Here is a 14,410-nt window from a genome sequence, read left to right on the forward strand (position 1 = left end):
CAACGCGCAGCACTTGCTGCGCTTAAGGACAATCATGATAAAGTTACATCATCTAAATAAATCGCGTTCAAAACGAATTATTTGGCTACTTGAAGAACTCGATATTGATTATGAAATTATTGCCTATCAACGTGATAGTGAAACATTTTTAGCCCCTGACGAACTTAAAGAAATCCATCCTTTAGGCAAAGCCCCTGTTATAGAAGATAACGGACAAGTTATTGCTGAATCAGGTGCTATTACTGACTACTTAATTACTCAATATGGTAAGGGTAAATTTGCGCCAAGCCCTGATAGTAAAGAACATATCGAGTATCAGCAGTGGCTTCATTTTGCTGAGAGCTCAGCGATTTTGCCACTACTTCTGAAAATGTTTGTACAAAAAGATGGCGCAAAAACTCAATTTTTAGAAAGTTACGCAGATTCAGAAGCAACAAAAATACTCGCTTATTTAAACAGCCAGCTAGAAGGTAAACGTTATTTGATTAATGATACTTTAACAGGAGCTGATTTTATGATGTCGTTTATCGTTGAAATTGTAAAAAATGCAGGCCAGCTCAGTAATTTTAAGAATTTAGTAGAGTATGAGTCGCAATTACAAAGTCATGAAAAGTGGCACACTGCAAACGAGCTGGAAGAAAAATACGATTAATTTCATTGAATATAAATTAACAAGGGGCTAATTAGCCCCTACTTTAGATACTCAGAAAAAATTTCATACTCTTTTTAAATTACATATGTAAATACGATTGGCAATAAATGAAAAAACTATGCGCTTTTTAAAACTAATGAAGCATAATGTAGCTGGGACACCTTTTTATATTTCTAACCTTAGGCTGCTTACAGCTAATCTTGCTCACTGGAATTAATAATGACAATAAACATGCGTTTAGCTACCGGCTTTGGTCTAATACTATCTATGATGTTGATTTTAACTGTCATTGGGATATCTAGAGTAAGCCTTATCAATTCTAATATTACTCATATTACTGATGTAAATTCAGTAAAACAACGTTACGCAATTAACTTTAGAGGCAGTGTTCACGACAGGGCTATAGCTGTGCGCGACGTGGTTTTGATTAATAATCAAAACGACTTAATAGGCGTACTTAATACTATCCGAGAACTTGATTCTTTTTATCAAACTTCAAGTCTTGCGATGGCAAAATTAACGCCTCAGATGAGTAATAAAGAACGAGATTTAATAGAAAAAATCAATCAAATAGAACAGCGTACATTACCTTACATTGAGAAAGTCATTGATGCTAAAAGTGCCGGCAATATAAACGAAGCCTCTCGTGTATTACTAAGCGATGCAAGACCTGCATTTACTCAGTGGTTGGATGTAATAAACCAATTTATAAACTTGCAAGAGCAAACAAACCAAATAACCACACAAGAAACTCGCGATGTAGCCAGTTCCTTTGAATTATGGATGATTATACTCACAGCACTAGCAGTGATCATCGGGGCAAGTGTAGCGTATGTGATTAGTTTACGTATCCGCGATTCTGTTGGTGGGGAACCACAAGAAGCAGCACAGTTAATTGCAAAGATTGCGCAGGGGGATCTCACCACAACAATAGACTCATGTTGTCCAAATAGTATGATGGCATCTGTCGCGCTAATGCAAACTAAACTAAAATCTATTGTTGATAGTATTATTGATTCATCAGATGAGTTATCAACTCACTCAGCAAGTGTGGCATCAGGGTCTCAACAAGCCCTAGAAGCTGCTGATGCGCAGGTTGATTATACTAATTCAGCGGTATCAAACCTTGAACAGATGAGTACCAGTATTCGGTCTGTTGCTGATTCAGTGAGACAAACAGAAGATAATTCAAAAGTAACGGCTCAATTATCACAGCAAGGCAGCATTGCTGTTAATAAAGTCGCGACAGAAATAGAGCAAATATCAGTTACAGTTAAAGCAACGGTTAATCAAGTAAATGTACTTCAGGAGCATGTTAAGCACATTGGCGATATTTTAAGTGTGATCCGCAGCATATCAGATCAAACTAATTTGTTAGCATTAAACGCTGCAATTGAAGCTGCAAGAGCTGGAGAGTCTGGTCGTGGGTTTGCCGTTGTTGCTGACGAGGTAAGGCAACTTGCTCAACGTACTGGAGATGCAACAGGCGATATAGAAAAAATGATTACGCAGGTACAAGAAAATACACAAGCATCTGTAAAAGCAATGGAAACAACTGTTCCGCAAGTTGAAAACGGTTTAACTTTAACGAATGAAGCAAACCAACTTTTAAATGAAATTCAGCAGCAAGCGAATGACTCTCTTAATAATGTCGTTGAAATAGTTGAAGCTACATCAAATCAAGTGGCAACCGTGACTGAGATTAGCAATGGCGTGGAAGAAATAGCAAAAATGTCTTTAGAGACCAGTGTGTCACTAAAAAATAATGCGCAAGAAGCCGTTGCACTAGCTGGGCTTTCTAAAACATTAAAACAATTTATAAATTACTTTAAAGTTAATTAAAGTGTAAAACTCCTGCAAACCCACATATTATAATTTATGGCACCTTAAACAGTGCCTTTTTTAGCCCTCAACAACGAAGACACCCACTTATTTAATTCAGAAAGTAAACTTTAAAAAACAACGTAGACACCCATAATAAATCAGCATCGGTGATGGCTATTATTTAAGGGGTTTTATCAATTCACGTTAGGTCTAGAGGCCATAGTAATAACGCAGACATCCACTCCAATTAACAAAAGTGTACTTCGTACCGTATCAGCTTAAATCCCAGCGATATCTCGTTCGGTGATGCATTCGTCTGATGCCATTTCAAATTCGCGACAGATAAGCGGACGGTTTTCGTAAATTGAGCACATTAAAGTATTGCGATCTAGGGCTTGGCACCAACCGTCATCGGCACGTTTCATCACTTCGCTACCCCATTTATCATAATCAATATAATGAAACGGCACGCCAGTATCGGTAAGTATTTGTACTTCTAACTGGCAGCAGCATGCTTGGCAATTGCTGCATGTAATTGCCTCTGTTGAAGCTGTGATCTCTGTGACAGGAATTTGTTTAGGATTAACAATGTGAGGCATAGAGGCTTACTTTTAAGTAATAAGCCTCTAGGATACCTGAGTGAGTTTATCGTGCCAGTAATTTCGCTTTTATTTCACTGTAGCGCTGCTGTTCGCACAAGCCAAACCCACTAAGTTGACGCACTTTATTGCGCGCAAATAATGGCACACTCATTCCCGCTAAAAAACGGCACTGCGTTTCAACCCCCACATTATTAATACCTTTACTCGTAAGGTGACTCAGTAACTCATCAACCTTTTGATAGATAACCTCATCCGCTGCAAAATTATGAGTTTGTGAATATTCAAGCTTAACAGCTTGCCCTCTACACACTGAGCAATGACCGCACTGTTCAGGTGCTTGGGTATCGTCAAAATAACGAGCAAGGTTATAGCTTAAGCAACTATTTAGTTCAAAAAAGCGGATCAAGGCTGCAATACGTTTTATCTCAGCTTGCTCTTTATCTACAAAGTAATTATGGAGCTGCTGTGCTAGGTCTGATTTATTAATAACCTCGTTATGAACGTCATAAACTTGCGTGATACGTTTGGTTTCAAGGGCTATGAGATTTTTTTCTGCTAAGTAATCAAGCGCTGCAACCACGCGCTTTCTATCAACTTGAGCCGCTTGAGTAAGGGTATCAAAATTTAGCGTTCCCCATATTTTTTTAAATTGGGTATGGCTAAATATCAAGTTCAAAAATGCTTGTCTGTCAGCGTCAAAATGGCCAAGAAGCTGAGTTTTATCCACCAAAAACTTATATTTAAAATCAGCATAATATGCATATAAAGGCGTTATAGCACCTTGCATTTCAAGCTGTACTAATAAGGTTTTAAGTGCAAGCTGGCGAATATTACTATCGCTTGATAGGCTGTACTCTTGCATTTCCCATTGTCTGCTACCACTTTGGTGATCACTATTATGTTGGCGAATATCATTTATTACATGTGTTATCCCGCTGAGCTCTGGCGTATCACCATATACAAAGTTTTCAACCGTATTCAAACCATCTAGATTAGCTAAGGTATAGCAGTTTGATGGCTGACCATCACGCCCTGCTCGGCCAATCTCTTGGCTGTAATTTTCTATTGATTTTGGTAGATCGTAATGAATAACAAAGCGAATATTCGATTTATCAACCCCCATGCCAAAAGCAATGGTCGCCACAACTACATTAATTTTGCCTGCCATAAAGTCATCTTGAATACCATAGCGTAAGGTATCTTCAAGCCCTGCATGATAGGCTACAGCTTGTAAGCCTTGACGGCTTAGTGTGTCAGCAACTTGTTCAGCCGTGTGCTGTAGCGTCACATAGACAATACCAGGCCCTTGTTGTTCGCGCACTATATTGGCTAGGGTAATATCTTTTTCTGCACTTTTTACACTCAATACACTTAAATCTAAATTACTACGATAAAACCCGGTTTGCACAATACACTCAGGGCTAATCGCAAAGCGTTCGCTCATATCCCGTTTTACTTTTTTTGTCGCCGTGGCTGTTAATAATAAAACCAGCGGGATATTGAGCTCTTCCCGGTATCTAGGCAGCTTTAAATAGTCAGGTCTAAAATTATGGCCCCACTCTGAAATACAATGCGCTTCGTCAACTACCAGCATTGAAATCGCCACTTGATTAATAAACTCCCTAAATCGCTCATTCTTAAAGCGCTCTACTGACACCATTAGTATTTTCACTTTACCTGAGCGAACATCACTCATAATGGTGTGACTTTGCTCACTGGTTTGGCTTGAGTCTAAACTCGCAGCATAAATTCCTTTTTTATTCAGAAAGCTAATTTGATCTTTCATCAAAGCTAATAATGGCGAAACAACCAAGGTAAGATTAGGTAAATGAAGTGCCGTTAATTGATAACACAAAGACTTACCTGAACCTGTAGGAAAAATGGCCAGTGATGATTGGTTATCTAACAATTGCTCTATGGTTTGTTGTTGACCTGGCCGAAATTGATTGAAGCCAAAATGTTGCTCAAGCGAAGTAATTAAAGCCGTCATGTTATTCCTTTGCATTAAATTCCCTAATAAAGGAAATAATAGCCGTAAATTTAATAAACTGCCATGTTACCTTTTTTGCAGCTTGATTTCTTTGTCTTTATTACTGACAAATAAGGATAAAAGGCGCACAATAAAGTTGTTGCCAAGGTATTGCCCTGATGGGCGCTATACCTAAGTAGTTTGCCCAGACTATTTAGGTATTCTACTTTTTGAGGGCAACGTAATGATAACAACACATCCTAAAATCGTGATTATCGGTGGTGGCGCTGGCGGCTTAGAGCTTGCGACACAATTAGGACATAAACTAGGGAAGAAAAAACACGCAGATATCTTATTAATTGATAAAAACCGCACCCATATTTGGAAACCACTACTTCACGAAGTGGCTACAGGTTCGATTGACGCTGATTTAGATGGTGTTGTTTACTCTGCTCATGCTGCAAAGCATCATTATAATTTTCAACTCGGCACTTTTTGTGGCCTAAATAATACCAATAAAACCATTACCCTAAGCGCGTTCAATGATGAGCTTGGTCATCAGATATTACCTCAGCGCACAGTGCATTATGATTACTTAGTCATTGCAATAGGCAGTGTAAGTAATGATTTCAATACTCCAGGTATTAAAGATCATTGTTTTTACCTTGATTCAAACCAACAAGCAGAGCGCTTTCAGCACGCATTACTTGATAACTTTACTCGCCTACATCAAGATGATGACCCACAGCATGCATTAGATATAGCCATAGTTGGCGGTGGAGCAACAGGGGTCGAACTCTCTGCTGAGCTATATCATGTATCTGATCTACTCAAGCTTTACGGGCTTACTAATATGTCTGCAAAACGCTTGCATATCCACTTAATTGAAGCTGGACCAAGAATATTACCAGCCCTACCTGAACGAATAGCCAGCTCAGCTAAGCGTGAATTATTAAAATTAGGTGTCACTGTACGCGAACAAACCCAAGTAAAACAAGCGATAGCAACAGGGTTTATAACACAAGATGATGAACATATTGATGCCGATATTATGGTGTGGGCCGCCGGTGTTAAAGCCCCTGATTTTGTAAAAGAGTTAGGCATTTTTGAACTTACTCGAAGCAACCAAATCATGGTTAATGATTACCTACAAAGTAATGCTGATGAACGTATTTATGTGCTTGGCGATTGCTGTGCATTTACCCAAGACGGTGGAAAACTCGTGCCTCCGCGCGCACAGTCTGCACATCAAATGGCACAATGTGTTGAAAAAAACATCATCGCGACACTGCGCCAACAACCACTCAATAAGTTTGAGTATAACGATCATGGTTCATTAGTTAATTTATCGCGCTATAGCACCGTAGGTAGCTTAATGGGTAACCTAACTAGCAGCAGCTTTTTTATTGAGGGTCGAATTGCCCGATTTATGTATATTTCGTTGTATAGAATGCACCAACGCGCCATTCACGGTAGTGCAAAAACTTTTGCGCTATGGATAAGCGAAAAAGTACTACGTGTCGTAAGGCCAAAAATGAAACTGCATTAATAAGTAACTCTTTTTAAGTGAAGCATTCGCTTCACTTTTCTAGCTAAGGTTATAAATTAGCAGCTATTTATATTCATATTTTAACCAGCGCTTTGAAATTAACTAAAAATTAACAAAACACCCACTTTAAATATGAAATAAAAAAGACACCCATCATAAAAGTATGATGATCATTTCTCCAGATAAGAAATATAAAAAGCTCAACATATTTATAATTTTCGATAAAATTTAGTAACGTGATTATAGATAAGACAGAAGTAAACTTTAGAGGCTTCAGTAACCAATGTTAATAAAACCAACATCATTTGCGGGAAACAACAAGAGTTACGCCAATAACTTTTCACAATTAGTAAGATTGGCACGGCGTTTAAAATGCTGATGTTCACAAAACAAACTCAACGATTCAGTTCTTCCAACAGGGCCATGGAAAACGGTTGTAAACTTACTTGTGAGTTTTAACCAATTCTCCGCAGTTAAATCTAGTCTATCAAGTAATGGAGCTAAATTATTAGGTATGTAGCCTTTTTTATCAGCGCGTATACATCGACCTGTCGCTTCAACTAAAGTTAAGTACGAGGTTAACTCATAAGGTAGTCCTTTAGCCTTTTGTGCAGTGCTCATTCCTGAAAAACGTAATAAAAACCGAGGTTGCTTACCATTTAAGGCTGAGAAAATTCGACTCTTTACACTGGTATAATCAGAGGTTTCCGGAGAATTTGCGGCTCCAGCACGAACAGGGTTTAGATCTACATATGCCATACACGCGATTAATGCGGGTTCATCAAGTAGGGCTTGTGATTTAAAACGACCTTCCCAAAACCTTCCTTTGCAGTTGTCTTCTATATTAGCCTTGCGTGCAATAAACTCATTCAACGAACGCATGAACCAGCTAATATCCATTAGTCTCGCGCGATACTGCTTTGTTAAACCTAGAATAATTCCCTTCTCACTGGGTGAAAACTTATCTCCTTTAGCAAAACGGCGCGTGAGCTCTGATCCTTTAAAAATTTTATGCCAGCGTATGGCTATTGCTCTGTCATTTAAGCGCTCAGCCTTTTTATTATCAACATGTAATACCATATGTGTATGGTTGCTCATTACTGCATACGCACAAACATCAATAAAAAACACTGAGGCCAACGATATTAACTTATCTTCGACCCACTTTCTTCGATGTTCATATGATTGCCCTGTGTATTTATCTACGCCACACAAGTAAGCTCTTCTTACACAGCGAGAAACACAGTGATAATAGCGAGTGTCAACTAAACTTATTTGTCGGTGCCTTGCTGTAGCCATAAATACCTCAAAATATCGTTCCCTTATTAATACTAGACATTAAAACCGATACTGCAAATGTTATTTTTCCCTTATCCAAGCCGCAAATTAATGTATGCCTGATACTGATACATGAAGATATTATTTGAATTCTTAATTTAAAATGGGTGTCTTTAAAAAATTTTATTTGAATTCTGATTTTTAGCTGGGTGTTTTCCTAATAATTCCCGGCTTATAAGTTTAACTTTAAAGGCTGTCTTTAATTTTTAATATTTACTGTGTAAAGTGATAAAAACCACATAAGGGATGATGCTATGACGGACAAAACGCTGATTTTCAACTTTGATGGCACGGGTAACGAACCCCGTGATGCAGAGCAATTTAGTTCTGATCACTTTAAAGAAGACGCCAGTATTTCTAATATCCTTAAACTGCACCTTTTACTCGGTGGCACTTTAAATAACGAACCCACTACCCGCTTTAAAAACCAGCTCAGCTTTTACTTTCAAGGCATTGGTACTAAGGGAAGCCGTTTAAAACGTTTATTAAATCAATCCCTTGCACCGCGAGATGATGATGTAGCCAGTATTTTAAATCACGCAATAAGTGATTTTAAAACTTACTACCAACCAGGCGATACTATTTTACTAACGGGGTTTAGCCGTGGAGCGGCCCTTGCCAGACGATTTGCTAAATGTTTGGAGCCTTTTGTAAGTGACAGTGTTTACCTGTGTGTGTTTGACACTGTTGCATCCATTGGTCTTTCAAAAGTAACCAAAGTAACCCGTGGCGCAGAGCATGTGATTTTTGAAAACCATACAATTGCTAACAACGTTGAAAACGCTTTGCATTGTGTTGCATTAGATGAAAAGCGTCGTGCGTTTGAGCCGACTTTAATGAATCATCAGCATAATGTCCAAGAGCTTTGGTTTGCTGGCGCTCACTCGGATATTGGCGGCGGATATTACCGTGATGGTTTGGCCGATATATGTCTGCGTTTCGCAATTGAGTGGCTACTGGATCAACCTTTATCAATCTCCTTTGTCACAAGTGCACAGATTGATTACCACTCACTATTCCCAAGTGATCACCAAGCTCTTATTGCGCAAGATGATATGACTATCACCCCAGATCCACTTGCATTAAGCCACCAGCAAAATTACTTTTGGTTTAATCCTTTTTTCAAACTGGTTGATCGTCAGTGCTGTGTGTTAGTTGATGAAGAACAAAGTGATATGAAGCCTCTAATTCACCACAGTGTTGCGACACGAGTTCATAACCTTACCAGCTATCGCCCTGAATCATTAAAAAGCCTGACTTATCAATTAATCTATGCTGATAAAAGTGCGATCGACTTTACCGGCCTAAGCGCCCATATCGCGCTACTAAACCAGAACATGTCGGTATTACAAATTGGACAAAGCCAAGACGTGATTATATTTTCAGCTGAGCAATATAACTCAACAGGATTGATGCTTGAGCAGGGTGCGACTTATCGCTTTACTCCGTACCCTGAACAATACTGGTACGATGATGGCGTAAAGTGTACCTCTTTGGGTTGGAATAGAGATGATGTACAACTCGGAGTTAAAGAAATTCCTATGACATTATTAGAACCGTTTCGTCGTCTCCCTCACGCGCAATGGTTTGCACTCATTGGTGCCATAAACCGCAGTGATGATAACGCTTTTGAGATTGCCGATGGCGGGGAGTTTAAAATTGCTCACTCCGGTGAATTTACCCCTTTTGCTAATGACTTAATACGCTTTTACGGTGCAAATGCAGGGAAAATTAAAGTGCAGGTCACGCGACTCGGTTAGTCCTATACAACCGAGTCAATGAGTATTGTCACTGACTATATGAGTTACTTCCCCTTTTAATTTTACTATTGCGTCGTCTATCATAAAATCAACCCGCTTTGCTCGCAGCATATATAAGCGTTGATTAAAACTTGCAGCAGGTAACATATCAACATTGCCTTTTTCGAGCTCTGCTTTGAGTGTTTTATCACAAGCAACATTCTGTGCGCTAAATAGTATTAATAACAAATACATATATTTAATATGATCATCCATTACTTTTATATAATAACTACAATATGGAACATACTGCTTGAAACACAAAAAAAGCAGCTAAAAAGCTGCTTTGAATGGGTAAAGGTACTTTAAATAGCTGCCTAGAAGTAGGCTAAGCAGCATTTACATTAAAGTAATTTCCATACGTCAGCTGAGCCAGGCACATTTCCTTGAGTCCACCACTTAGCTTGGTATTTATTGCCATTATGGGAAACTTCATCACCAGTATTGTAAACAGCTGATGATTGCCATACAACACTGCCAGTATCATCTACAGGCTGAGTTGTTGCTTCCCACACACCGCCTAAATCAGGACGGTTACCTTGAGTCCACCATTTCGCTTTGTACTCAACACCATTATAAGTAACTACATCGCCACTTACGTATACAGCGTTTTCATCCCAGCTACCAGTCGGCGGCACAGTTGTATCTGTGTTTGTTACTGTGACTGTAAAACTTTGAGTGGTTGTAAACTCACCATCGCTTACTGCTACAGATACCGTCAGACTTGTATCAGCATCAACATTATCAGCTTCTAAGCTAACGTTAGCCCCCGTTCCGACCAGTGTTAAACCAGCTGGCACAGTCCAAGTGTAGGTAAGTGCATCGTTTTGCGCATCGCTCGCTACAACTGCAACAGCTGCAGAGGCGCCTTCTTCAACCGCTACATCAGCAATAGCGTCAACTCTTGGTGCTGTGTTACCACCTGTTGTTGGTGCAATTACATTCACCACAACATCACGACTAACAGTCGCTTCACCGTCAGATACCGCAACAGTCGCAACAAATTGCGTGTCTACAGTCACAGCAGGTGCTGTAATAGCAACAGAAGCTGTATTTTGACCTGAAAGAATTAACGCACTGTCTGCAGTCCAGCTAAAGCTAAGAGGATCGTTGTCAGCATCCGTTGCCGATGCTGTAACGGTAACACTTTCACCCGAGTTAACCGATACTGTGCTTGAAACTGAAAGCACTGGCTTTTTATTACTTGGCGGGTTAACCACACCACCTAAGCCATCGTGCATCGCGTTTAAGATATCGCCATTATCTGCATCAATTTCCCAAGCAAACAAGCCGCCTAGGTTATGCTCTTTAACATAATTACCTTTAGCAATAACTGACTCAGGACTATCGTAAGTGATCAATTTACCAGTAGAGCGGTTCCAAACATAAGCAGCTTGAGCTTGGTCGTCGTAACCCACTTCAAAACCGTTAATACCGGTGCCAGCAGCGCCAATCATGTGCGCTTTAACGCCTTTATAATCAATAACACCGTCTTCCCACACACCTTGCGCAGTTGAGCCTGTTAACTTGCCATTACCTGGGGCAGTCATTGGATTACCATCGATTGTAGCATTTTGTGGATAAACACCTTCCCAACCACGGCCGTACATAGCGGCACCAACAACAATTTTCTTCGAAGGTACATTTTGCGCTAACAATAACTGAATAGCATTATCAGTCGTATAAGCAGGTCCTTTACGCGGCTCGCCATTTTCGTCAAGGCCAGTACCGTTACATTGGCCTGCACTCATGTGCTCACCACAATAAAGTGCAGTTTGGTGACCGGTTACATTACTCCATGCGCCGTAGAAGTCATAAGTCATGGCGAAAATGTAATCCATATACTGACTAGCCGCTTGGTAATCAACATCTTCAATCTTGTCATAACCTGCACCAATTGCTGAGGTTAATTCATAAGTACGACCAGTTTCAGCCTCTAGTTTATCTAGCATGGCGCGTAGCTCTTGCATTAGTGCAACATATGCAGGGCCATCATTGATTGGATCACCGATATCAGGGTTCGGGCCATCACCACCAGGGAATTCCCAATCGATATCTACACCATCGTAAAACTTCCACGTTCTTAAAAACTCTTCCATTGAGGCCACAAACGTGTCGCGGTTTGCTTTATTAGTAAAACCACCAAATGGGTCAGATAGAGTCCAACCACCTACTGATGGTAGAATTTTTAGATCAGGGTAACGTTGTTTTAACGACATTAACTGCGAGTAAGTTCCGCGGATCGGATCTTTTGAATCTACACCTGGCAATGCCTTTTGCACAGCAGCCCATGGGTCATGAATAACCACTTCATAATCAGCAGAGCCTGCACAAGCTGTATCAAGTGCACGTTTAGGGCCACCAGTTAACGATGCGTTCTCACCACAAATTGGAATAAAGCCGTATAAAATATGGCTCAGGTTTTGAGCAGGCATATTCGTTACATCGTAGTCACGACCGTAAATACCCCATTCAACAAAATAAGCACCCGTTACTAAGCCTTCTTTAGTACCAATATCGCGGTTATTAGGATCAACATCCATAGGGAGTGGCGCTAAATGTCCGCCATCCGTATCGGCAATTACAATTGGTTTACCTGCACTACGTGCACACGTTGTACCGCCTTCACATAATTCAACATACATAGTGTGACGACCCGCTTTATCATACGGGAATGAAATAGTGCCAGTCTTAGAACCTGCACTCAGTGCACCTTCATTAACAAGCATGTCATCAAAATAAACTTTGTAGCTGTCGCCACCGTCACCACTCCAAGCACTCCATTTTATGCTTATGTTTACTTGCTCTACACGGGTAACGAGTTGCTTATATGAACCATTCCCTTCAAGATCCACTTCAACAAATGAATATTGTTGTGGCTCCCAGCTAATGCTAGGGGTTGAAGGCGCTGCCGTTGCAGCACTGGCAAATAAAGCAACACCAATAGCTGCACTTAATTGTTTAATATTCATATTTCTCTCTTATCCATTATTAATGTAATTATTTAATAAGTTTGAACTACAAAACTTAGGTTTTTAGTTAAAGCTGAGTCCATACATTGGCTTGTCCAGGTGCATCACCTTGAGTCCACCATTTAGCGCGATAGCGCTGTCCTTGATGCGTTACTTCGGCGCCAGCTTGATAGGCTTTACCGCTATTCCAAGTAACCGATGTTTCTGGTTGTGCTTGAGACTCCCACGCATTAGAGCTGTCAGGCTGCTGACCTTGGTTCCACCATTTAGCGATATACACAATGCCAGCAAAACTTACTTTGTCATTGGCGTTGTAAACTGTTGTGCTGTCCCATGCAGGCACATTCGGATCAACAGGATCGACTACGCTAGTATCATTAACGGTGACCTTGAAGCTGGTTTGAGTCGTTAATTGACCATCAGATACCGACACCGAAACGGTGTAGTCAGTAGTTGCTGATACCTCAGGCGAGATTAAATTGATGTTTGCATCACCACCGGTAAAACTCAATGGTGCAGGCACTGACCAGGTGTAAGTTAATTCACTTTGCTCATCATCAAAAGCATGTAGATGCACCGCTGTACTGGTGTTTTCATCAACCACTAAATCAGCCGGTGGATGAACTATTGGTGCAGTGTTACTAGGCGCACTCTGTACGCTTAAGGTATAGCTGTAATTTTCATTACTGCTGTACACTTGATTAGTGAGCACATCACTGGCATTAAAGTGCACATCGCCAGCTTGGTTTTGCACCCCAATTTGCACTAAATGGGCATAATCAAGGTTGAGCTTCTCTGCCAGTACTTGTTGCCAATTCGCTTGATTATCGGCACTAATTCTAAGCTGCTGATTTATAACCTCTTGCCCCGTTTCATCAAATAAACGTGCCCAAACAGTATCGCCCGCAATGGCATCTTGTCCTTGGCGAACAAAATAGCCAACACTGGTCCATACATTAGGATCGGTTGGTCCGGCATCACTAACAATATTAATGTCACTGCAGTTGTAAAAACCTTCGCCAACCACATCGTTACGCTGCCAACGACTATACAAAATAGCGTCACCGCTTCTTCCTTGAGGGATAGCAACACTCATTTTGTAATAACGTTTACCGTCGGTGTCTTTAATAACCTCGATATTACTGTGCTCTTGCACTAGCTCAAGATCAGCCCAGGTTAAAATATCTGTTGCCGCATCAAAGCTAGGTTTGGTTAGGTAAAACTGCCAAAAGCTTGGGTTATGTGGTGTTGCAGCAAGGTAACGAATTTGAATATCACCATTGGCATTGGGCACCACATCACTGCGCTGCCAATGAGCTGACGGTAAATCCATACCTCGTTTCGCATTGTCACCACCGGCACATAACGATCCATTTGGCACTGTAGTTTCTACCGCCGTTTGATTGAGGTAGTCAGGAACATTAGCCGAAAACTCAATGTCTTGTACAAACTGCACAGTACCTGACTCTAAAAATGCTGCGCGGCACGCTAAATTAGGGATATTCGTGCCATCTTCTGGCCACCAGTAGCCGCCATCCGCTTGGCAAAACGCTTGACGCGCTTTTGGGCTATCCATATAACCATGCGCTTGCACGTTGGTTGGCATAATAGCCAGTAACACGGTGCTTGCTACTGCCGATAATAAAAGTGTGTTTAATTTAATTGATGTCATTGTTTTGTCCTTTAAAGACGCAGTGTGGGGCAA

Annotated in this window: 10 protein-coding genes; 4 read left to right on the forward strand and 6 right to left on the reverse strand. The window is 40.5% G+C overall.

The features are described from left to right. Positions 1–34: 34 nt before the first annotated feature. Both QMA12_RS19360 and QMA12_RS19365 read left to right on the forward strand, forming a co-directional pair. The gene (locus QMA12_RS19360; RefSeq protein WP_290211160.1) at positions 35–652 is read left to right on the forward strand and encodes a glutathione S-transferase; all 618 of its coding nucleotides are present in this window, start codon (positions 35–37) and stop codon (positions 650–652) included. Positions 653–871: 219 nt separating this feature from the next. Then, a complete protein-coding gene (locus QMA12_RS19365) occupies positions 872–2,494 on the forward strand; it encodes a methyl-accepting chemotaxis protein (protein WP_290211161.1) in 1,623 nt (540 codons plus the stop codon). A gap of 260 nt (positions 2,495–2,754) precedes the next feature. On the opposite strand, the gene QMA12_RS19370 is transcribed toward QMA12_RS19365, so the two are convergent. Next, positions 2,755–3,075, reverse strand: a complete 321-nt coding sequence (locus QMA12_RS19370) for a YkgJ family cysteine cluster protein (RefSeq protein WP_290211162.1) — start codon at positions 3,073–3,075, stop codon at positions 2,755–2,757. Between the two features lie 46 nt (positions 3,076–3,121). Next, a complete protein-coding gene (locus QMA12_RS19375; protein WP_290211163.1) occupies positions 3,122–5,068 on the reverse strand; it encodes a RecQ family ATP-dependent DNA helicase in 1,947 nt (648 codons plus the stop codon). A gap of 223 nt (positions 5,069–5,291) precedes the next feature. On the opposite strand from QMA12_RS19375, the gene QMA12_RS19380 reads away from it, so the two are divergent. Then, positions 5,292–6,596: an NAD(P)/FAD-dependent oxidoreductase gene (locus QMA12_RS19380; RefSeq protein ID WP_290211164.1), complete on the forward strand. Its 1,305-nt coding sequence runs from the start codon at positions 5,292–5,294 to the stop codon at positions 6,594–6,596. 324 nt (positions 6,597–6,920) lie between these two features. Here the strand turns inward: QMA12_RS19380 and QMA12_RS19385 are convergent, their stop codons facing one another. Further along, positions 6,921–7,895, reverse strand: coding sequence for a transposase (locus QMA12_RS19385; protein WP_290211165.1), 975 nt, complete (start codon positions 7,893–7,895; stop codon positions 6,921–6,923). A 293-nt stretch (positions 7,896–8,188) separates the two neighbouring features. Here QMA12_RS19385 and QMA12_RS19390 point away from each other — a divergent pair, with 293 nt between their 5' ends. Further along, positions 8,189–9,694, forward strand: coding sequence for a DUF2235 domain-containing protein (locus tag QMA12_RS19390; protein ID WP_290211166.1), 1,506 nt, complete (start codon positions 8,189–8,191; stop codon positions 9,692–9,694). Between the two features lie 15 nt (positions 9,695–9,709). Here QMA12_RS19390 and QMA12_RS19395 read toward each other — a convergent pair whose 3' ends face one another. The 3 genes from QMA12_RS19395 to QMA12_RS19405 all read right to left on the reverse strand — a co-directional run bounded on the left by QMA12_RS19395 (position 9,710) and on the right by QMA12_RS19405 (position 14,377). Beyond that, positions 9,710–9,949 (reverse strand): hypothetical protein, encoded by a 240-nt coding sequence (locus QMA12_RS19395; RefSeq protein ID WP_087534113.1) that lies wholly within the window; start codon positions 9,947–9,949, stop codon positions 9,710–9,712. Positions 9,950–10,077: 128 nt separating this feature from the next. Next, the gene (locus QMA12_RS19400) at positions 10,078–12,705 is read right to left on the reverse strand and encodes a glycosyl hydrolase family 18 protein (RefSeq protein ID WP_290211167.1); all 2,628 of its coding nucleotides are present in this window, start codon (positions 12,703–12,705) and stop codon (positions 10,078–10,080) included. A gap of 67 nt (positions 12,706–12,772) precedes the next feature. After that, positions 12,773–14,377: a lytic polysaccharide monooxygenase gene (locus QMA12_RS19405; protein ID WP_290211168.1), complete on the reverse strand. Its 1,605-nt coding sequence runs from the start codon at positions 14,375–14,377 to the stop codon at positions 12,773–12,775. Positions 14,378–14,410: the final 33 nt, after the last annotated feature.

Origin of the sequence: Pseudoalteromonas sp. APC 3893 (assembly GCF_030408095.1) — a bacterium.
Taxonomy (GTDB): Bacteria; Pseudomonadota; Gammaproteobacteria; order Enterobacterales; family Alteromonadaceae; genus Pseudoalteromonas.

Bases quoted from the DNA above. Each gene is read 5' to 3' on its own strand.
- QMA12_RS19360 (WP_290211160.1), top strand. From the start codon at position 35: ATGATAAAGTTACATCATCTAAATAAATCGCGTTCAAAACGAATTATT.
- QMA12_RS19365 (WP_290211161.1), top strand. From the start codon at position 872: ATGACAATAAACATGCGTTTAGCTACCGGCTTTGGTCTAATACTATCT.
- QMA12_RS19370 (WP_290211162.1), bottom strand. From the start codon at position 3,075: ATGCCTCACATTGTTAATCCTAAACAAATTCCTGTCACAGAGATCACA.
- QMA12_RS19375 (WP_290211163.1), bottom strand. From the start codon at position 5,068: ATGACGGCTTTAATTACTTCGCTTGAGCAACATTTTGGCTTCAATCAA.
- QMA12_RS19380 (WP_290211164.1), top strand. From the start codon at position 5,292: ATGATAACAACACATCCTAAAATCGTGATTATCGGTGGTGGCGCTGGC.
- QMA12_RS19385 (WP_290211165.1), bottom strand. From the start codon at position 7,895: ATGGCTACAGCAAGGCACCGACAAATAAGTTTAGTTGACACTCGCTAT.
- QMA12_RS19390 (WP_290211166.1), top strand. From the start codon at position 8,189: ATGACGGACAAAACGCTGATTTTCAACTTTGATGGCACGGGTAACGAA.
- QMA12_RS19395 (WP_087534113.1), bottom strand. From the start codon at position 9,949: ATGGATGATCATATTAAATATATGTATTTGTTATTAATACTATTTAGC.
- QMA12_RS19400 (WP_290211167.1), bottom strand. From the start codon at position 12,705: ATGAATATTAAACAATTAAGTGCAGCTATTGGTGTTGCTTTATTTGCC.
- QMA12_RS19405 (WP_290211168.1), bottom strand. From the start codon at position 14,377: ATGACATCAATTAAATTAAACACACTTTTATTATCGGCAGTAGCAAGC.